Source organism: Mucilaginibacter sp., from assembly GCF_039921305.1.
GTDB lineage: Bacteria > Bacteroidota > Bacteroidia > Sphingobacteriales > Sphingobacteriaceae > Mucilaginibacter.
Genome location: NZ_JBDSCA010000028.1, coordinates 193,371 through 212,946, shown reverse-complemented (window position 1 = coordinate 212,946; position 19,576 = coordinate 193,371). Strand labels below are relative to the sequence as shown.

General features: G+C 42.4%; 24 protein-coding genes and 1 pseudogene. 12 read left to right on the top strand and 13 right to left on the bottom strand.

Features of this window, described 5'->3' with window-relative positions:
- Window positions 1-76: 76 nt before the first annotated feature.
- On the bottom strand, window positions 77-835 hold the full coding sequence (locus ABIN91_RS09225) for a terminase small subunit (protein WP_348050789.1): 759 nt from the start codon (window positions 833-835) through the stop codon (window positions 77-79).
- Window positions 836-1,118: 283 nt separating this feature from the next.
- On the opposite strand from ABIN91_RS09225, the gene ABIN91_RS09220 reads away from it, so the two are divergent.
- The 3 genes from ABIN91_RS09220 to ABIN91_RS09210 are packed head-to-tail and all read left to right on the top strand — an operon-like array spanning window position 1,119 to window position 3,850.
- A complete protein-coding gene (locus ABIN91_RS09220) occupies window positions 1,119-1,331 on the top strand; it encodes a hypothetical protein (protein WP_348050787.1) in 213 nt (70 codons plus the stop codon).
- Window positions 1,309-1,797, top strand: a complete 489-nt coding sequence (locus ABIN91_RS09215) for a hypothetical protein (protein ID WP_348050781.1) — start codon at window positions 1,309-1,311, stop codon at window positions 1,795-1,797. The genes ABIN91_RS09220 and ABIN91_RS09215 overlap by 23 nt, the downstream gene beginning before the upstream one ends.
- Window positions 1,798-1,801: 4 nt before the next feature.
- Window positions 1,802-3,850 (top strand): tetratricopeptide repeat protein, encoded by a 2,049-nt coding sequence (locus ABIN91_RS09210; protein WP_348050779.1) that lies wholly within the window; start codon window positions 1,802-1,804, stop codon window positions 3,848-3,850.
- Between the two features lie 71 nt (window positions 3,851-3,921).
- Here the strand turns inward: ABIN91_RS09210 and ABIN91_RS09205 are convergent, their stop codons facing one another.
- A complete protein-coding gene (locus ABIN91_RS09205) occupies window positions 3,922-5,058 on the bottom strand; it encodes a polymerase (RefSeq protein ID WP_348050777.1) in 1,137 nt (378 codons plus the stop codon).
- Between the two features lie 265 nt (window positions 5,059-5,323).
- Window positions 5,324-6,413, bottom strand: a protein-coding gene (gene prfB, locus ABIN91_RS09200) for a peptide chain release factor 2 (RefSeq protein ID WP_348050775.1) whose coding sequence is annotated in 2 segments (ribosomal slippage) — window positions 5,324-6,352 and window positions 6,354-6,413 — 1,089 coding nt in all. Because the reading frame shifts where the segments join, the coding sequence is not laid out codon by codon here.
- A 25-nt stretch (window positions 6,414-6,438) separates the two neighbouring features.
- On the opposite strand from prfB, the gene ABIN91_RS09195 reads away from it, so the two are divergent.
- Complete coding sequence (locus ABIN91_RS09195; RefSeq protein ID WP_348050773.1) at window positions 6,439-6,642, top strand: hypothetical protein; 204 nt, start codon at window positions 6,439-6,441, stop codon at window positions 6,640-6,642.
- A gap of 378 nt (window positions 6,643-7,020) precedes the next feature.
- Here ABIN91_RS09195 and ABIN91_RS09190 read toward each other — a convergent pair whose 3' ends face one another.
- Window positions 7,021-7,458, bottom strand: a complete 438-nt coding sequence (locus ABIN91_RS09190) for a hypothetical protein (protein WP_348050771.1) — start codon at window positions 7,456-7,458, stop codon at window positions 7,021-7,023.
- A gap of 267 nt (window positions 7,459-7,725) precedes the next feature.
- Here ABIN91_RS09190 and pgi point away from each other — a divergent pair, with 267 nt between their 5' ends.
- On the top strand, window positions 7,726-9,372 hold the full coding sequence (gene pgi / locus ABIN91_RS09185; RefSeq protein WP_348050769.1) for a glucose-6-phosphate isomerase: 1,647 nt from the start codon (window positions 7,726-7,728) through the stop codon (window positions 9,370-9,372).
- A 6-nt stretch (window positions 9,373-9,378) separates the two neighbouring features.
- Here the strand turns inward: pgi and ABIN91_RS09180 are convergent, their stop codons facing one another.
- The 3 genes from ABIN91_RS09180 to ABIN91_RS09170 all read right to left on the bottom strand — a co-directional run bounded on the left by ABIN91_RS09180 (window position 9,379) and on the right by ABIN91_RS09170 (window position 10,796).
- Window positions 9,379-9,777, bottom strand: coding sequence for a type II toxin-antitoxin system VapC family toxin (locus tag ABIN91_RS09180; protein WP_348050767.1), 399 nt, complete (start codon window positions 9,775-9,777; stop codon window positions 9,379-9,381).
- Complete coding sequence (locus ABIN91_RS09175; protein WP_348050765.1) at window positions 9,764-9,991, bottom strand: hypothetical protein; 228 nt, start codon at window positions 9,989-9,991, stop codon at window positions 9,764-9,766. The genes ABIN91_RS09180 and ABIN91_RS09175 overlap by 14 nt, the downstream gene beginning before the upstream one ends.
- Before the next feature lie 454 nt (window positions 9,992-10,445).
- Window positions 10,446-10,796: a nuclear transport factor 2 family protein gene (locus ABIN91_RS09170; protein ID WP_348050763.1), complete on the bottom strand. Its 351-nt coding sequence runs from the start codon at window positions 10,794-10,796 to the stop codon at window positions 10,446-10,448.
- Window positions 10,797-10,894: 98 nt separating this feature from the next.
- On the opposite strand from ABIN91_RS09170, the pseudogene ABIN91_RS09165 reads away from it, so the two are divergent.
- A pseudogene (locus ABIN91_RS09165) lies at window positions 10,895-11,075 on the top strand (acyltransferase); the annotation flags it as partial.
- A gap of 49 nt (window positions 11,076-11,124) precedes the next feature.
- On the opposite strand, the gene ABIN91_RS09160 reads toward ABIN91_RS09165, so the two are convergent.
- The 3 genes from ABIN91_RS09160 to ABIN91_RS09150 all read right to left on the bottom strand — a co-directional run bounded on the left by ABIN91_RS09160 (window position 11,125) and on the right by ABIN91_RS09150 (window position 13,216).
- Window positions 11,125-11,589 (bottom strand): GNAT family N-acetyltransferase, encoded by a 465-nt coding sequence (locus ABIN91_RS09160; RefSeq protein WP_348050761.1) that lies wholly within the window; start codon window positions 11,587-11,589, stop codon window positions 11,125-11,127.
- 13 nt (window positions 11,590-11,602) lie between these two features.
- The gene (locus ABIN91_RS09155) at window positions 11,603-12,511 is read right to left on the bottom strand and encodes a GNAT family N-acetyltransferase (RefSeq protein ID WP_348050759.1); all 909 of its coding nucleotides are present in this window, start codon (window positions 12,509-12,511) and stop codon (window positions 11,603-11,605) included.
- An 81-nt stretch (window positions 12,512-12,592) separates the two neighbouring features.
- Window positions 12,593-13,216 carry a hypothetical protein gene (locus ABIN91_RS09150; RefSeq protein WP_348050757.1) on the bottom strand — a complete coding sequence of 208 codons (624 nt, stop codon included), beginning with the start codon at window positions 13,214-13,216 and terminating at the stop codon, window positions 12,593-12,595.
- A gap of 64 nt (window positions 13,217-13,280) precedes the next feature.
- Between ABIN91_RS09150 and ABIN91_RS09145 the strand changes: the two genes are divergently transcribed.
- Window positions 13,281-14,147 (top strand): transglutaminase-like domain-containing protein, encoded by an 867-nt coding sequence (locus ABIN91_RS09145; protein ID WP_348050755.1) that lies wholly within the window; start codon window positions 13,281-13,283, stop codon window positions 14,145-14,147.
- 138 nt (window positions 14,148-14,285) lie between these two features.
- On the opposite strand, the gene ABIN91_RS09140 is transcribed toward ABIN91_RS09145, so the two are convergent.
- Window positions 14,286-14,864 (bottom strand): TMEM175 family protein, encoded by a 579-nt coding sequence (locus ABIN91_RS09140; RefSeq protein WP_348050753.1) that lies wholly within the window; start codon window positions 14,862-14,864, stop codon window positions 14,286-14,288.
- A gap of 37 nt (window positions 14,865-14,901) precedes the next feature.
- On the opposite strand from ABIN91_RS09140, the gene ABIN91_RS09135 reads away from it, so the two are divergent.
- Window positions 14,902-15,060 (top strand): hypothetical protein, encoded by a 159-nt coding sequence (locus ABIN91_RS09135; protein WP_348050751.1) that lies wholly within the window; start codon window positions 14,902-14,904, stop codon window positions 15,058-15,060.
- A gap of 3 nt (window positions 15,061-15,063) precedes the next feature.
- Here ABIN91_RS09135 and ABIN91_RS09130 read toward each other — a convergent pair whose 3' ends face one another.
- Together ABIN91_RS09130 and ABIN91_RS09125 are read right to left on the bottom strand one after the other, a co-directional pair.
- Window positions 15,064-15,354, bottom strand: coding sequence for a type II toxin-antitoxin system RelE/ParE family toxin (locus ABIN91_RS09130; RefSeq protein WP_348050750.1), 291 nt, complete (start codon window positions 15,352-15,354; stop codon window positions 15,064-15,066).
- A complete protein-coding gene (locus ABIN91_RS09125) occupies window positions 15,351-15,578 on the bottom strand; it encodes a DUF2683 family protein (RefSeq protein WP_348050748.1) in 228 nt (75 codons plus the stop codon). The genes ABIN91_RS09130 and ABIN91_RS09125 overlap by 4 nt, the downstream gene beginning before the upstream one ends.
- Before the next feature lie 93 nt (window positions 15,579-15,671).
- Here ABIN91_RS09125 and ABIN91_RS09120 point away from each other — a divergent pair, with 93 nt between their 5' ends.
- The 4 genes from ABIN91_RS09120 (at window position 15,672) to ABIN91_RS09105 (ending at window position 19,573) form a co-directional block, all read left to right on the top strand.
- Window positions 15,672-16,094, top strand: coding sequence for a cobalamin B12-binding domain-containing protein (locus ABIN91_RS09120; protein ID WP_348050746.1), 423 nt, complete (start codon window positions 15,672-15,674; stop codon window positions 16,092-16,094).
- Between the two features lie 106 nt (window positions 16,095-16,200).
- Complete coding sequence (locus ABIN91_RS09115) at window positions 16,201-16,983, top strand: enoyl-CoA hydratase-related protein (RefSeq protein WP_348050744.1); 783 nt, start codon at window positions 16,201-16,203, stop codon at window positions 16,981-16,983.
- A gap of 351 nt (window positions 16,984-17,334) precedes the next feature.
- A complete protein-coding gene (locus tag ABIN91_RS09110; RefSeq protein WP_348050742.1) occupies window positions 17,335-17,907 on the top strand; it encodes a hypothetical protein in 573 nt (190 codons plus the stop codon).
- A gap of 238 nt (window positions 17,908-18,145) precedes the next feature.
- Window positions 18,146-19,573 (top strand): sigma-54 dependent transcriptional regulator, encoded by a 1,428-nt coding sequence (locus ABIN91_RS09105; protein ID WP_348050740.1) that lies wholly within the window; start codon window positions 18,146-18,148, stop codon window positions 19,571-19,573.
- The last annotated feature ends 3 nt before the right edge of the window (window positions 19,574-19,576 follow it).

The following is a 19,576-nucleotide window of genomic DNA, read 5'->3' as shown; positions in this document are numbered from 1 at the left end:
AAAGGGTTAGCTTCGGACAATGTGTGGGGTGGTTCGGGACAAGTGCTTGCCACAGGGGGGGGGTAATAGTAGGAAATTAATCGTCAGTCCCCCTTAACAACAACTCCGCCATAAGCCCATCAACATCGGCTCCTGCAGCAACATACTCCTCCCCACAATCACTCACAGCATACAGGGGGGATAAAGTAAGAACTTTTTCACCCGCATCCGCCACCACATTTCCATCAACAAAGTCCAACGCACCATCCGCATTAACAGACAAATCTTCTTCCTGCTCCTGCTCAACTGACGCTGCAACTTTTTCCTCTTCTTGATTCCTGGTTCTTGATTCTTGAATTACTTTATCCTCGTCTTGATTCTTGATTCTGGCCTCTTGATTCTGACTTCCAAAAAACCCCAGGTGCCTCGCAATCTTATCCAAAGCCGCCATCTTATTATGCAGTTTTATCCGGCTAACCGCGCCAACAATATATCCATCCGGTTCCGCAATGTTCCGCGTTTCAAAAAAGCTGATCGCTGCCATTTCAGTATCAGTTAGCTCGCAAACAGGTTTGATGTTCCCCTGGGTATCATAATAATTAGCCATACTGCTAAAAGCGATCTTGGCATACTCGCGTAAAATCATATCATGAGTAATCTCCATTCGTTCGCTCCGTTGCTGCATTTTCAGCCGCAAATATTCCTGAATTTTCGGCGTATGTAAAATCTCGCCTTTACGGGCGGTGTTGTCGCTATAACCGGCGCTGATAGCGCTCTTATAAGCGTTAAAGCTCACTAAATATTCATCGCAGAAACGTATCTGCTGATCGTTCAAATTGGGGGTAACTTGTATCATTGGTTTATATAATTGATTGGTTAAAAAATTCAAGAAAAGAAAAAGCCGAACGGCTAATTAGCACAGGTGAAGAAAACACCCACGCTTCACGAAAAGTTAAAAAGCTTAACGCGATACAAAGGTAAGTATTTGATTTCAAAACACATAACAACCAAAATAACTAGGATAACCTAAACTTTAGTCTTTAAACTTCTTTCGAACAAATGAAATATTAAACAAACCACCTGCAATGAATTTGGACATATAAAAAATATTCATTATATTGTTATATAAAAAAAATAATATGGATTGGATAATTAAAAATAAGGAATGGCTATTTAGTGGAATAGGCGTTTTTGTGATTGTAACTGTATATGCATTTCTAAAAAGAAAGAATAAGAAAACGCTTCCCCAATCATCATCTAACACTCACAATAATTTCTCAAACTTTCAAGCAGGCAGGGATATAAGTGTAAAAGTTAATACTATCGATAATGACATCACTAAAGATAAATGATCTTAAAAGCGATGATAATGTAGATATATCCATTTTGCAATTTCTTAAACTTCATTCATCACCCGCAATTGAAATTAATAATATAAAAGCCAACCGAGATATTAGTGTTAAAGTCGACCAGTTCTTTCATACTATAAGGCACTATCAAGAATTACAATCCAAAATCATCAAGCAGGAAGAAGCTATTACAGATAGCAAAAACAACGATAATGAAGCCAAGCAATATTTAAACGAATTATACGAATTATTGAAAAAGCTTAAAGTTGATGTTATACTATTAGCCGATATTTTTTTAAATCTAAGTATAACTTCGATTCGTTTAGAAAAAGCACGTACATTATTTGAACAAGGCTATATAGAAGAAGCAAATAATATTTTAGATGAAACCGACTTATCTAATGATCAAGAGAATTTGTTAATAGCTGCAGACTATTTAGAATATAAAAAGCGTCACCTAACCAATTGAAACCATGCTGGATATTAAACGGATTTTAGCTGATGACGATTTATATAAGATTGAGATCGATAATATTGAAGCTGGCAAGGATATTAGTATTGAGCTAAAACAATACATAAGCCAAAATACTGATTATATCAATTTGATTGATCAAATTGATATAATCAGTAAAAAACTTGAGAAGAGCGATAAAGTTGATGAAAAATATATTCTCGGTGTCGACTTACAAGCCTTAAGAGAAAAAGAAAAAACATTCAAAATACAATTGCTGAAATATTTTAAACACGTTCATTCCCCAAGCAATGACAACTCATCCAAAATAGTTGAACTTCGTAATCCGGATTTAATGATGGATTTAGAGAAATCCGGAGAAATCCTAAACAGCATTCAATTACAGAACGATTGCGATATACTCACATCTCACATAGAATTAAACAATGACCTGGAGGTAGTATATGAAAAGTTAACAATAAACTCGCAGGAGTTTTTAGTTAAAGCATTACTAACAGTAATCAATTTCAACCTCACTGATCGGTTTGAACAAACGAAATTATATTATAACAAATGTCTTATTTCAGCAGAGAGAGCCTTAACAAAATTAGATAACTTTGTCAATTGTTTATTCAGTTATGGTCACTTTTTACAATCACATAATGAGTTTAATAGTGCCGAATTACAATATAGTAGGGCGATTGCTTTAGCTACAGAAAGTCTTGTAAATGATGAGCAAACGAAACTTACAATAGCTGGACTGCTGAATAATTCGGCCAATATTTTAATGAAGAAACAAGACTATGAATCAGCTATAAAAAAATCTAAAGAGTCATTAAGTATCTACGAGTCTCTGTTCTCCCTACATAATACAGGCCACCTGCGAGCGAGTGTCGGCACATTGACACTCAATATAGGTATTGCAGAGATGCATTTACTACACTATAAAGAATCGGAAGAATATTTGCTTAAAGGCTTTAGTATCGTAACCGAGTTTTTAAGTAATGAGTCGATAATTTCAGATGCCTATCACAATCTGGGAGAGCTTTATTTAGCAAAAAAGGAATTTGGCAAAGCCATAAATTATTACACAGAGGCACTAAAATTAAAAGATACCATAGTTGAACGTGATATAAAATTTAAAAGCCAACTTGCACTAACATTAAATAGTCTTGGTATAGCTCATACAAATCAAAATGATTTGAATGCAGCTAAATACTTTTATGAACAAGCATTACAATTACGCAGGGAATTAGCGGAGAAAAATCCACATTCTTATTTACCAGATTTAGCTCGTACACTTTTTAATATAACTAAGATCTTTCTTCTATTAAATGATCAGAAATTTTTAAAAACAGGTGAAGAAGCCTTAGAAATTTATCGGGGATTAGCAATTGTAAATCCTGAAGCATATATGCAAGACGTTGCGGTATGCTTGTCAAATAACACTAAAATTTATTTAAATATTGATGATTTGGTAAACGCAGAAAAATGCATCTCTGAATCTGTGAATATTAGACGCTTTTACGTTGAAAAATATGGTGCCGCGCATTTACCATATTTAGCTTACTCTTTGATTAATGCATCTCATATAAGTTTTGACTTGAAAAAATTTGAAGATGCGGAGAAACAAACTTTAGAAGCGATAAAAATTATTCAAGATTTAAGTATTGTCAACCCTACTGTTTTCAAACCGAAATTGGCTCACTACGTAGACCTATTAGCTACAATCTATCATGAAAAAAAGGATTTTAAAAAAGCCATTGAGCTATGGTTATATGCATATAAAATAAATTCAGAGTTAGCTTCATTGGACCCGAAGGCTTACAAACCTCAATTAGCCATAACTTGTAATAACCTAGCAAATGGCTATATCAGTCTCAATGACAGATCAGAAGCCTATATCTTTTTAATTAAAAGTATTTTTCCCGAATTACATGAGCCACAACACAATGATATTTTAAAAGCGATAGAAAAAAATGCTAACAGTTTAGGCTACAAATTTGATTCAAATGGTGCCCTTCAACCCGTCCCAGTAAATTTCGTTTATAATTATATTAAAAGAAATTAAAGTGCACCCCGCCCGTTCAGGCGTCCACGCCTGAACACAAACGGTTAGCAGCGTCCACGCTGCCGGAAACCCTAAAACGCTTCCCCCAACCTAATATAAAACCCACTCTGCCGTGTTTCCCCCGGGCGTTGCTCGCCAACACCATAATCAAAGCTGGCGCTCAACCCTTTCTCCACGTCGAAAAAGTAGCGGAGGCCGCCGCCGTAGTTGGGTTTCAGCAGGTTAAGGTCCAGGGCTTGGTGGTAAACGGTGCCGGTGCCTAAAAAGCCAACAACGCCAAAGCGGTCGCTTAGGCGGTAGCGCAGTTCGGTTTGCGCTGCCGTGTAGTTGCGGTCGCGGTAACGGCCGTTAAAGTAGCCGCGCATCAGTTCGTCGCTGCCCAGGGTAGGCAGCAGGTAAAAGGGAGATTGGCCGCCAATCATGCTGGTATGGTAAACATCAAAAGCCAGCACCAGGCGTTTGCTTAAGCTGTTATACTGGCTGGCTTCAATGCTAAACAAACCGCCGTTGTAACCATTACTGCCAAACAAGCCCTTAAACTGGCTGTATTTAGCGGCAATTAAAACCCCGCTGGTGGTATAGGTATTGTTGTTCCGGCTATCAAAAGTAATAGTTGGCCCTAAAAATACGGTGGTACCGCCGCTGCGGTATTGCAGGTTAGGGTCGGTATCAAAAATGCCCGGTTTAGCGGCCCCGCTAAACTTAAAGTTATACCCTCCCGAAAGGAAACCCAGGTAAATATGCTTGCCAAACAGCTTCTCGCCACTCAAATTCAAGCGCACCCGCTTCTGACCGATCAGCTCCACATCAGCCTGCCGGGTATCGCTCCCAATGCCATAATAATTAGTGGGGAAGTTGATATACCCAATCCCCGCAATCAAATGGAAGCTGTTATGCGGCAGCCAGTAATCGGTGCTCACACTAATGCGGCTCTGCCCCTTGGTGGTAATGGTACCATAAGTGAAGATGTTGGAAACCCGGGTATGTCTATCCACGGTGTCGGTATAAAAGGAGTACAGCACAGATAAGCCAACCTCAACCCCGGTTTCGGGCGCGCTGCTCAACACCGGCAAAGGCGCAATGCTGCTATGCCGGCTGCTATCCTTCACAAAAAGTATCTTGCGCAAAAAGTTAGGCAAAAACTTCATCTGCGCCGTAGCGGATGTGGTTATGCTGAGGAAAAGGATGAGGCAGTATGCTTTTTTCATTTGGTGATGTTCATATTTTCAATTCCCCTCTTGAGAGGGGCGCGCGTTGGGCAGTGTAGCAGCAGGGGTGTGTTCCCCGCGCGACGAATATATCGCAGAAAGGACAATACCCCTCCACCCCCTGTATGCCGACAGGCAAGCTCTCAAGAGGGGCACCGAACGATAGTGAGCTCATTAATACCTTTATAAAAACAAACTCACATTAATAATCGCACAAGGTCTGCACTTTTAACTCTTGTTCCCCCTTTAGGGGGTTAGGGGGCTCCTACTTCTTCCCCCCAAACTCCATCAAATAAGCCTTCAAAAACTCGTCCAGCTCACCATCAAGCACCGCCTGCGCGTTACTGGTTTCGTAGTCGGTACGTAAGTCTTTAACCAGCTTGTAAGGGTGCAGCACATAATTGCGGATCTGGCTACCCCATTCAATCTTCTTTTTGTTCCCCTCAATGGCATCGCTAATCTCCATCCGCTTGCGCATCTCAGCTTCGTATAATTGCGATTTCAGCAAGCGTATCGCGTTCTCCTTATTCTGCAATTGTGAGCGCGATTCCTGGTTCTTAATAATAATGCCCGAAGGTTTGTGGTACAACCGCACCGCGGTTTCCACCTTGTTCACATTCTGCCCACCGGCACCACCACTTCTAAAGGTTTCAAACTCAATATCGGCCGGGTTCACATCAATATTAATGGTATCATCAACCAGCGGGTACACATACACAGAAGCGAACGAAGTATGCCGTTTAGCATTAGCATCAAACGGCGAAACCCTCACCAAGCGGTGAACGCCATTTTCGCCCTTCAAATAGCCGTAGCTAAAATCGCCGTCAAACTGCAGCGTTACGGTTTTAATGCCCGCAACCTCGCCCTCCTGGTAATCAATCTCGGTAATCTTATAGCCGTTCTTTTGCGCCCACATCATGTACATGCGCATCAGCATACTGGCCCAGTCGCAGCTCTCGGTACCACCGGCACCGGCGGTAATCTGTACCACGGCGCTCAATGGGTCTTCCTCCTGCGATAGCATGTTCTTAAACTCCAAATCTTCGGTAGCCTTCAGCGCAACGCGGTATTGTTCCTCAACCTCCTCAGGCGTAGCATCGCCACTCTGCTGAAATTCGAACATCACCGCCATATCCTCAACAATGGTTTCCAGCTTGTGGTAACCATCCGTCCAAACCTTTTTAGCCTTTATCGAAGCCAAAACCTTCTCCGCATCCTTAGGCTTATCCCAAAAATCCGGACTCATCGTTATCGCTTCCTCAATATGCAGTTCTTCAAGTTTCAGGTCAACGTCAAAGATGCCTCCTCAGGGAAGCTGCTCTATCCCTCAAATCCTGTAGATTTTCTTTAGTCATGCGGCAAATATATAAAATAGGGAAGATGTATCAGGTAAGATGGAAGATGTTTTATGGCCACCCAAATTACAATATAGGTTTCCCTTACGGGGATGATCAACAAGGCGCAGGTATGGGTTTTTCCCCTTACGGAGATGATACCCGCAGCAGACATTCAAGGAGCGCCGGGTGTCATGCTGAGCGAAGTCGAAGCACGGAGCGCAAAGGCCAATCCGCGCACGACGAATAACACCCTCCCACCGGTATCCGAAAACCCCGATCGAACCCAAACACCGTCAGCAAAGCAGCTTCGGCCAAAGTGGGCATAACAATGGTGGCCTGTGCGGCTGTAAAGGCTGGATAGCCGTGGTTCTGCCCACTTGTGTGTGAAAGACCCGTGCGGCAAAGAAGCCTTTTTGCTGACTTGATTTTTTGGTTACTTTTTTATCAAGAAAAAAGTAACAGGCCCGCGCCAATTGAGCGGCCTACATATCTAAGCTAACCGTACTTAAATAAGGAACCCAAAACCACCACGACATTCAATTCCCCCTTCAGGGGTTCACAAAAAAAATGGCCCGCACATCAGCGCAAGCCATTTCAAATATACTGTAGCAATTAGGGGCGAATGTTATGAAGCAAGCATCATGTTGTTCACCAGTCCGCTCAAATCAGTGCGGTCACCGGTCAGCTTCGAAAACATTGTACCTAAGCCAAATTCTTTAGTCTCATTTTTACTCTGCTGAACCAATTGAACCATTACAGAAGGGATCAATTCTTCAGAGATAGTGTAAGCCGTATTGGGCTCAATGCTGTAATAAGTATTTAAACGGTTGGCAAACTTGTTCACCATTTTGTTAACAATAGGGCTGCCATAAATACCCGACAGTTGAAAAAACGTAACCAGATCCTTCATCTTACCCGTCTCTATCTGCGATTTCAAAACGTCGATGATAGTGCTCGATGCTTCGGTAATTACAGATTCACGGTCTTTAGCCGCAATTTCAGGGTTTTCAATAACCGCTTTACCAGCGTTAATTTTCACGAGTTGGAATAATTTTTCAAACATTGCCTTACAGTTTTAAAAGTAATTTAACAAATTCGCTTTTTTGTTGCCAATTTTTTATCGACACTTCAAATATATACAATAGTTATTCACAATATGTAAATAAATTGTAAGTTTTTTTAAGATATTTTCAATTTACTGGTGTATGATTTACACTAAGTTAACTGTGTATTTTACACACTATCCCGAATAATTTTTGAATCTTTTTATCAATTAAATTGTATTAAGCTTAGGTTTACTTAATACATTTGATACCAAACAATAACAAATATGCTGCCTAAAATAAATTTAACCGAAACCAAAGCTTATACCTACCTGGCCGATCAGTTTGAGAAAATGATCAGCACCGATCTGAAAGATTTATTTAAATCAGATCCGGCGCGTTTTGATAAATTCTCCATCCAGTTCGAAGATATTTTATTAGACTATTCCAAAAATCGCCTCGACGATGAAACCCTCGCCTTATTAATACAGGTAGCCAAAGAGTGTAGGTTAAACGATGCAGTAGATGCCATGTTTTCAGGTCAGGTGATCAACGCCACCGAAGGCCGCCCGGTACTGCACATCGCCCTCCGCAACCAAAGCAACACACCGATATTGGTTGATGGTAAAGATGTAATGCCCGATGTAAATTCGGTGCTCAACCACATGCAGCAATTTTCGGAAGCCGTAATCAGCGGCGCCTGGAAAGGCTATACCGGCAAACCCATTACCGATGTTGTGAACATCGGCATCGGCGGTTCCGACTTAGGCCCCGTAATGGTAACCGAAGCCCTAAAACCTTACAAAACCCACCTCAACCTGCACTTCGTATCCAACGTTGATGGTACCCACATAGCCGAAACCCTAAAGGGCCTCAACGCCGAAACCACCCTCTTCCTCATCGCATCCAAAACCTTCACCACGCAAGAGACTATGGCCAACGCCCACTCTGCCCGCGAATGGTTCCTGGCTGCCGGAGCAAAAGAGGCCGATATTGCCAAGCACTTCGCCGCCCTCTCAACCAACGCCAAAGGCGTAAGCGAGTTCGGTATCGATACCGCCAACATGTTTGGCTTTTGGGATTGGGTAGGCGGCCGCTATTCGTTATGGAGCGCCATCGGTTTATCCATCTGCCTGAGCGTAGGTTTCGATAACTTTAAAGAGCTATTAGCCGGCGCCCACGCCATGGACAATCACTTTAAAGATACCGAACTGGAAAGCAATATCCCCGTTATCCTGGCCCTGGTAGGCATCTGGTATAACGATTTCTTCGATGCGCAAACTCAGGCTATTTTACCATACGACCAATACCTGCACCGCTTTGCTGCATACTTCCAGCAAGGCGATATGGAAAGCAACGGTAAACATGTAGACCGTAACGGCAAAGACGTAGACTACGAAACCGGCCCGATCATCTGGGGCGAACCCGGCACCAACGGCCAGCACGCCTTTTACCAACTCATTCACCAGGGCACCAAACTCATCCCCTGCGATTTTATAGCCCCGGCCCAAAGCCACAACCCAATAGGCGAGCACCACACCCTGCTGCTCTCCAACTTCTTCGCCCAAACCGAAGCCCTGATGAACGGAAAAGCGCTCGATGTAGTAACCGCCGAACTCAAAACATCCGGCAAAACCGAAGCCGAGATCAGCGAAATAGCCCCCTTCAAAGTATTCGAAGGCAACCGCCCAACCAACTCCATCCTGGTTAAAAAGATCACCCCACGCAGCTTAGGTTCGCTTATCGCGATGTACGAGCACAAAATCTTCGTACAAGGCATCCTCTGGAACATCTACAGTTTTGACCAATGGGGCGTAGAATTAGGCAAGCAATTAGCCGGGAAGATATTACCTGAGTTGAGGAACGATGACGAGGTTACCAGTCATGATGCGAGTACCAATGGCTTGATCAATAAGTTTAAGAGCTGGAGGTAGAAAAGATTACGATGGCGTTTCGTTCACAAGCGAAATGCCATCAACTTCTTTAAAGTGGTTATCTGTAGTAAATAGCGGCAATTGATGTTCAATCGCTACCGCCGCTATCCAGATATCATTTTCAGGTATAGGTTTGCCCTTCGTTAGCAGGTCGGCCTTAATACTTCCGTATAAAATAGCAGTTTCATTACTAACAACTACTATGGTACAATTCTGAAGAAAGGAATTTACTTGCGTAAGATGTTTCGAGGGGTTAGAAGAGCGATATGCACCAAAATATAATTCGCCGGCGGCTATTGATGGAACAAATATTTCGGAAAAAGAATCGAGTTGTTTGGCAACAGAGGGGTTTTTAAAAGAGTGGATTATAACGCTCGTATCTAACAAACAACTATTTCCAGTCATCGGCGTTTATTTGTTCGCAACCCTCTTCAATAATACGCTCCAATTCGTTGGCTTCCTCTAAACTGATAGAATCAGAAATTTCCACAAAAGATTTTTTAGTTACACCTTCAAGTCTGTTTTTTGCAAACACCAATTCAAGCTCCGTCAATAAAGCGGCATCGTCCACTTTTAACAGTTCTTCTATCAAATGTAATTTTACAGCGCCAACATCCATATAAAAATGCTTTACTCAAAAATACAAAATTATTAAGACCAATACAAGCAGGACAAACAAATCGTCAACCACTATTAATCAACCAAACGTGTTGATTAATAAGTTTAAGAGCTGGGGGTAGGATTTATAATATTGAGAGCGACAAGCTGACCTGTCGCTCTTTTGCTTTAACCTTTCTAAACCTGAACGGGTGGGGAAACACGATTTAGCACAATGCATCTAGTTTCTATTTACATAAAACTTCATTTAACTTGTGTATCGCGTCATAAAAAGAATCACATTTTAACTATTTATCTTGAACAGCGATAACATATCCTAATCTAAATTTATCGTCGTTTGGAAAATGCCCCCCCGCTATTCGAAGTCTCTGACTTCGAATCAATATGAATGTAGACTCCGTCTACATAAAAAGCACAAATCACGCCACACCTGAATAGGCAGCACACCCCAACATTTACATATTATAAAAAAACTGATCACTAATGATCTTACCGTCCTTCACCTCGTAAACACCAATTTCACGCATCATAAAACGACCGTGCTGCTTATAGGTGGCGTCTATATCCATAGTGAGCGCGAAAAAATTGCCTGTTACAATAGGCTCAGAAATAACGGTGCTATGTAACGTTTCTACCGAATCGAACCAGTTAATATTTTTCTGTAATATATTATCCCGGCCGGCCTTAACAGTGTTCGATTCCGTGCTGATAGCATCCTCAGCATATAACTCCTTAATACAATCAAGGTTTTTATCTTCCCGGCATAGCGCCACTAATCTGTCGGCAATTTGTTGTGTGGTTTGCATATAAATTGATTTTAGCAACAACTAATATACTTTATTTAATTAGCAAGATAAACTCTTCGCTACCGTAAGGGGCTCCGACTTCGAATTAATATGCATGTATACTCTGTCTACATAAAGTGCATAGCGGGTTAAGAGGCGTTGTCGCCCTGACCGTTGTAACGTTTCATTTTATGGAGGGGCTTATGAACCCGGAAAAACTTTATCGGCCACGGTTTTTTAGCTGTCGATTTCTTCTTCTGCCTTTCGGGATTTGCGATCGGATATGCTTATGACGATCGTTTCCCCGGCCCATTCAGGTGTCCAAACTCAACAAATCTGCATTACACCTCTAACTACCACAGATATAACCCATCATACCCATTTCCTCCATCTCATTAAAGCCAAATTTGATATAATAGTCAAAAATAGATTTTCGTGTAAACAAGATGATCTCTTTCGTATCTGCAACATGCAGGTCTGTTTTTATAGCAGCTATTAAGCGCCCGCCTATTCCCATTTTTTGCAATGGTGCGGCAACAAACATCTCCCGCAAATAAAATATTGGGCCGCTGTAATGGGGCTCGGTGTTTCCCAGGGCACAGCCTATCAATTTGCTATCCGCGGTAGCTACCCAGCCAGTAAATTTCGGCGTGTTATAATAACAGGTAAAAAGGGCTATCGCGGTTTCCCGGGTCCATTTGTCGTTCCAGGGCGTGCTATTAAATACAGTTACGAATAACTCCGCACATTGTTCCAGCATCGCTGTCGAAGCAATCCTTTCTATTTTGATTTCAGTTTCCGGTTGATGATCCATTTTAATACCAGTACTATTTTTCGTTCAGTTCCATAAACAGCAGCGGGTATGGCCTGCCTGTGTAATCCAGTTCGGCCCTGCCTATAACTTTAAAGCCCATGCGTTCATAAAAGCCCACTGCCTGCGCGTTTTGTTCATTAGCTTCAACTTTTGTTACGCCGCACTCCTTTATGGCAAATTCTATAAAAAATTTACCTAAGCCTTTGCCGCGCCAGTCGGGGTGTAAAAACAACATTTGCACTTCCTGGTCACCTGTCCCTAAAAATCCTGAAATTTTATCTCCGTGGCGTATCACGCAAAGGTTAACAGCATCAAAGTATTGCGGCACCAACGTTCTGAAATACACAATATCCTCCTCCGGTACAAAATGGTGCGTTGCCCTTACCGATGCCTCCCAAACCTTTACCAATTCGGGATAATCAGCCGGGCTTGCAGGTAGTATTTGCATGATAGTTAGTTGTTTTCTCAGCATGGCCATATCCTTTAACTGGGTACCATCTTCAAATATAGGTTCTGAGTAATGGGTGATAAAGAAGTCCTTTTTAACATCAAACAGTTCAAAGCCCGCTTTCTGATAAATGGCTATTTGTTTTTGAGCAATGGTTGGGGTACCGATGATAAGCTCGCGGAAACCCTTTTCCTGTGCTACGCTCTCCGCTTGGTTAAGCATCCGTTTACCTATACCCTGGTTCTGGTAAACCTCATCAACTGCAATGGCTTTGATCTCAGCAGTATAGCCATTAACCGGGTAAAAGGCATATACAGCTATCGCTTTGTCGCCGCTTTCAATAACATAAATATCACACTGTTTTATATACCGCTCAATAGCCTGCATTTGTTCATCAGCAAGCAGCAGCAATTTATAAGGCACCGGCTCTTCCCTTCGCAGTTGTCGTATCGCTGTATAATTAATTATCGACATAAGTAAATAGTTTGTCGGCGATAGATATAAACCCTTACAAATATTTACTTAAGATATGAATGGCGGTATCAAAATCCCGATCTAAAACTTCAATCTAAAATGCTCCTTTTCCACACCATCCTTAAAAAACACCAGTTGCAGCCAAAACAGATCAACCGTAGCGGTAACCTTAGGATGCATCTTAATCACCTGAAAGGTCTGTTTAGCCAGAGGCGAGTCATACACATTACAGATCACCAGCACACTATCGCAGCCAAACTTGGGTAGCATCAGCTCAAAGGCGGTGAGCAATTCGGCCGGGTCGTAATAATTAATAAACGCGAAGTCGATATTTTTAAGCTTCCCCATCCAGTGTTTTAACGAGCCGTCGTGCTCCAAACTGCTCAACTTAGCCTTGGGCAAAGCGCGGGTAAGGTATAGTTTGCTAATACCCATGCCAGTACCAATTTCAACTATTTGCTTGGGGTTAAAGTGCCGCGCAAGGCGATATAGCAGTTGATCGGCCTTGGGCCGGTTACCGGTTCGGCGGCTATTGGGTAATATGCCGCGCTTGTTGCCCTCAATTTCGGCGTAAACCGGGTGCTGGGTATCATCGTAAATCACATCATCAAGCAACCTGTAAACAAACTGCGAATGCAGCCTGCGCCGGTTACCTGCCGTAAGGCGATGCTTAACATAATCCTTAACAAAGCTGATCGTCATCATGTCAAAAAATTGATGTTGTTTGTAATAGTAAACAAAGCTTAGTAAATTAGTGTTTGAATATACGATGAATAATTCTGAAATAACTTCGCTTATCAAATTGCTCGACGATCCCGATCACGAGATCTTCGAACACGTGCATAATAAGCTGCTCAATTACGGTACCAACGTGGTAGAGCAGCTCGAAAATGCTTTCGGCGAAGCCTTCGATGCCATTCAGCAAGAGCGTATAGCCAATCTGGTGCACGAGATCCAGTTCCGCGAGCTCAAAAACGAACTCAACTTATGGTATCACGGCGGCGCGTTTGATCTGCTTCAGGGGGCACTCATCATCAATAAATACCAATATCCCGATCTCGACGAGCAAAAGGTGATCAATTACCTCGAAGATATCAAACGCGATATCTGGCTCCAAATGATGAACGAAGCCAGCCCGGCTGAGCAGGTTAAGCTCATCAACCACGTATTCTATAATATCTATGGCTTTAGCGGCAACACCGCCAATCACCAGGATCCGCAAAACTCATACCTAAGCAAAGTGATAGAGAGCCATCGCGGCAATCAAATTTCGCTGGCCATTATTTACAGCATCATAGCTCAAAAACTGGATATCCCCATCTATGGTATCAATCTGCCGCAGCATTTTATATTAGCCTATATCGACGAATCCGTACAAACCGATACCGAGAACGGTGTGCTGTTTTACATCAACACTTTCAGTAAGGGCTTCATTTTTGGCAAGAGGGATGTAGATCATTTCCTCAAACAGCTCAATCTTAAACCAGAGCGCCACTTTTACGAACCTTGCAGCAATGCCGATATCATCCGCCGTGTGCTAAGGAACCTCATTAGCGCTTACGAAAAACTCAACGCCCCCGATAAAGTTACCGAACTGCACGAACTGCTAAGAATATTAAACGAGCAGGTGATTTGATAGGGATTTCGGATTGAAAGATAATCCATCATGAGTTAGGATATTCAGAAATCTTGTGAATTAAACTGTGTCAATTGCGAGCCTGCCTGCCGGCAGGCAGGGAATGAAGCAACCGCACATAGGCAGAGCATCATAAAATCAAATCGTTCCGATCTTATCCTCAATCCTGCTATCCGGGATAAACCAAATGCAAGCAACAACAACATACAAGCCAAAGCTTACCCAGGGGCATAACCACGATACCGCAACCGCCACAGCATAAATAGCCATTGATACCTTTCCTTTCCAATCCGGGCCAAAGGCTTTGGCTAATAACGAATCCTTACCATTATGCTTCACCAGCTTATAAGCCAGAATGGTATAAGCAATGGAGTTCATCAACATCACAACCCCATATAGGGCCACTGGCAAAGCTGTAAAATGATTCTCACCCATCCACCCGCTGGCAAATGGCACTAATGATAGCCAGAACAACAAATGCAAATTGGCCCAAAGTATGCCGCCATTAATAGAATGCGTAGCCTGCAACATATGGTGATGGTTGTTCCAGTATATCCCTACATAAATAAAGCTCAAAACATAACTCAAAAACACCCAGCGCAAATCCCATAGCTCTGCAAAAGTATGCCCATGCGGAACCTTCATTTCCAACACCATAATGGTAATAATAATAGCGATCACCCCATCGCTAAAGGCTTCTAACCGGGCTTTATGCATAGCGATGCAAAATAGGTATTATTTTAATCCCGCAGAAATGCGATTTGTAAACCAATATTATTATTGCATTGTACAGGTTTCTGATTCTAACCTGGGCGTTCCCGCCGGTAGAGGCGGTCAGGCTATCCGCTCATACTGCACAGGCCTTAATCACAGGCCGGTATCCGCTCCTATCCTTAACGCAAAAAGGGTATGAATGTTAAACTTCGAATGGTTCTTGCCTGTTATCCCAAAAGAATAAAAGGTGTATCGAAGTCTCGGTAATTCTGTAGAATAACGAAGTTTGTTTGGTGATCAATCCAATTCTAATACTTTCGTCAATTGTACTGGCTTTAAACATTAAAGGCTGTTCCACTATCAATTGAATTATTCTCTCCGCTTTAATAGTAAACTTATCAGCAGATTTAGTACCAAACTTGTTATTAATAAAATGGTAAACAGATTCCAGCGTTTCTTTAGAACGTGGCGTGTAGAATACTTGCAAACTCATGCCAAATTCAGCATATCCTTTATTCCTGTAAATGGTTTCAGTTGGCCTTGGTTTGCCTGCTGTAAAGATTCTTTAACACCATCAATTACATGATCCGGATAAATTTCGCTTTTTTGCTCAAACGAAATCTTCATCGCTTTCATAACCGCTTTTACAGCTGCTAATTGCTCTTTATTTTCCGGGTAAACTACAAGCGCGTCCATACACAAATATAATAAATTCATCACATAATCTAAAAGCTACATTATCAGCAATAGCCATTCACTCAAATATTAGTATTCCAAATTTTTCTTAGCTTCGAATAATTATAACCATCAATGACCTCAACCCCATTCAACCGCCCCATCCGTGTTCTGGTAGCCAAAGTTGGCCTCGACGGGCATGATCGCGGCGCACGCATTATAGCCACAACCCTGCGCGATGCCGGCATGGAAGTAATATATACCGGCCTGCGCCAAACTCCCGAAATGGTAGTAAACACCGCCCTACAAGAAGATGTGGACGCCATAGGCATCTCCATTCTCTCCGGCGCACACATGACGGTCTTCCCCAAAGTAATGGCCCTGATGAAAGAAAAAGGAATGGACGACGTACTGGTAACCGGCGGAGGCATCATCCCCGAGCAGGATATGGAAACCCTAAACCAAAGCGGCGTAGGCAAACTATTCCCACCCGGCACCAGCACCCAGGATATAGTTACTTACATTACCAATTGGGTAAAACAAAATCGTAATTTTTAGTTTTATAATAATGTCATTTCGAACGAGGAACGAGAGAGAAATCTTCTGCAAGCGATAAGTACACACGCAAAAGTTTATACGCCCCTCACCATTAAATAACACAGCTATGAGTTTCGAAAACCTGCTAATCACCACCGCAAACCGCATCCAGCAAATCACCATCAATCGCGAAAGCAAGCTGAATGCTTTAAACAAAGCAACCTTAGCCGAACTCCACATAGCCATAACCCATGCCTTTACTAACCCCGAAGTAGGCGGAATTATTATCACAGGGGCAGGTACAAAGGCATTTGTGGCCGGAGCAGACATATCCGAATTTGCAGCATTCAACGTTGACCAAGGCACCAACTTATCCCGCCAGGGCCACCAACAAGTTTTCGATTTAATAGCCAACGGACCAAAACCCGTAATAGCAGCCATCAACGGTTTCGCCTTAGGCGGAGGCTTGGAATTGGCTATGGCCTGTCACATCCGCGTAGCATCCGATAGCGCCAAATTAGGTTTACCCGAGGTTACTTTAGGATTAATACCCGGCTACGGCGGCACCCAACGCCTAACCCAATTAGTTGGCCCTGGTAAAGCATTAGAGATGATCATGACCGCCGACATGATCCCCGCTACCGATGCCTGGCAATTCGGCCTCGTAAACCATGTAGTTCCCCAGGATCAACTAATACCCAAAGCCGAAGAGATCTTAACAAAGATACTCCAACGTGCGCCATTAGCTATTTCATCGGCTATCACAGCCGTTAACGCATCGCTTGATCCCACCAAAAACGGCTTCGAGATCGAAATACAACAATTCGGCAAATGCTTCGGAACTGAAGACTTGAAAGAAGGCACCTCCGCTTTCCTCCAAAAACGCAAACCACAATTTAAAGGAAAGTAAGTCTTAAAAAACCAATCCTCCCTTCATCGCCCGTTCAGCCGTCCACGCCTGAACACCAACAGTTGTAAGCGCCCACGCTTACAACATCCGTGCACAAAATCATGCATTTCCATTCAATTTGACATAATTCTGACTTTAATACCAAATAAGTCAAAAAATAAAACACTGTTAATCAATCGATTGAATACTGTTTACTTTTGGATGATAAATCGTATACGCTTTGTGTATTTACTTTGCTGCGTGATTTAAAAAACACAACATTAATAACAACAAAAAATGAAACCATCAGTCGCAAATAATCAAACCAAATCACAGCTCCTGATAGCTTCGTCACAATCAAAAAACAAAACAATGAAAACTACATTTAAAATTTCAGCCCTTGCCTTAGCATTTGCAGCATTCTCATTTGGCGCTAACGCACAATCAAAAACTTCTACAACAACAGACTCTGGTATTAAATTAAGCATAGGTGTTGATGCAGGCGTACCTGTTGGCAACTACAACGATTTTTATAACTGGAACCTTGGTGGTTCTGTACAGGCAGATATCCCGGTTGCTAAACAAGTATTTGTAACCGTGAACGCTGGTTATAATAACATTTTTGGTAAAGATATCGCCAACACATCAGCTCATTATACCAATATCCAACTTATCCCTGTTAAAGCCGGTTTAAAATACTTCCCTATCGAAAACTTTTACGTACAAGGTGAAGCAGGCGCGGCATTTGTAGCTAACAAAAGCGATTTAGGCGTATCTAAAACAGCTTTGTTTGCTTACGCTCCACAAGTAGGTGTACAGTTCCCGGTAAGTGGTAAAAGCTTTATTGATGCAGGTGTACGTTTTGAAGGCAACAGCCCATTGGTTACCAATGGTAAAAACTTAAACTTTATAGGCTTACGTTTAGCTTACGGTTTCGGTTTATAATAACCCCTACACACACCTATAACAACAAAAAGAGCGGCCAATGGTCGCTCTTCTTGTTTACAAACAATTTTTCAATTGGCTATAATTAGCAACGTTTTGGCAACAAATCAGTTTCAATTTCGTACAACACTCCGTTGATACATCATTTATTTGTGTTGCTAATCTTTAAAAAGTGTAGAATATATTTCCCACTTTCCAAATCATTACGTAACTTCAAATAATTATTATTTGCCTACTTATGAAAAATATCCTCATCATTGATGATGAAGTGAACGTAGCATTGCTGCTGTCTAAATTTTTAACGCGCAATGGCTTCAATATCACTACGGCATCCAGCGGAGCTATCGCCTTTGAGCATCTTAAAAATCAATCGTTTAACCTGGTGCTGTGCGATTACCGCCTGGAAGATACCGATGGCCGCGAAATATTAAAACGTATTAAAGCCGAATACCCGCAAACAGGCGTTATTATTATCACCGGATATTCTGATATTAAAATGGCTGTCGAGCTCATCAAACTTGGCGCTTATGATTATATCACCAAACCCTTATATCCCGACGAGATCTTATCCACCATTAACAAAGCGCTCGAAATGCAGACCGCTTTAATGGATAACACATCGGAAACAGCCACAACATCCGGTGAATCAAAAACACCTAAAAAACAAATAGCTTCTCAGGATTTTGTTATCGGCAGCAGCCGCGCGTCAAAAGAGCTGGTACACCAGATAGAGTTGGTTGCTCCAACCAATTATAGCGTCATCATCATCGGCGAAAGCGGAACTGGTAAAGAGTCGGTAGCTAAAAGCATCCACATGAACAGCAACCGCCGCGATAAGCCCTTCATTGCCATGGACTGCGGTTCGTTAACTAAAGAACTGGCCGGCAGTGAGTTTTTTGGTCACGAGAAAGGTTCCTTTACCGGAGCCATGAACACCAAGATAGGCCATTTTGAATTAGCCAACGGCGGCACGTTATTTTTAGATGAAATAGCCAATTTATCATACGATATCCAAGCCGCGCTACTCCGCACCGTTCAGGAGCGTAAGGTAAGGCGCATAGGTGGCACCAAAGAGATCGATCTTGATGTCCGCATCATCATAGCCACCAACGAAAACCTACAGGAAGCCATCCGTGCCGGTAAATTCCGCGAAGATCTGTATCACCGCTTTAACGAGTTCAGCATCAACATGCCGCCATTACGCGAGCGTGGTAAAGATATTATTTTGATGGCCGAGCACTTTCTGCAAGCTGCTAACGAAGAGTTGGGCCGCAATGTAAGCCGCTTTTCGCCCGAAGTGATCGAGAGCTTGCTAAGCTATCGCTGGCAGGGCAATATTCGCGAGTTAAAAAACGTGATCCGCCGTGCCGCCTTGTTAACCGAAGGCGGAGAAGTACAAGCCAAAGCCCTACCGCTCGAAATTTCTACTTATACCAAAGGCGTTTCGGTTTATGATAACGCTCCATCATACCACAATAACGAAACTCCGGCACCACCCGCACCACCACGGCACGATCTAAAAAACGCCGCGATGGAAGCCGAGTACGAAACCATTTTACGAGTACTGCGCGAAGTTAACTTCAATAAAACCAAAGCTGCCGCTATACTTAACATTGATCGTAAAACGTTGTACAATAAAATGAAGGCCAATAACCTGGATAAATAATAC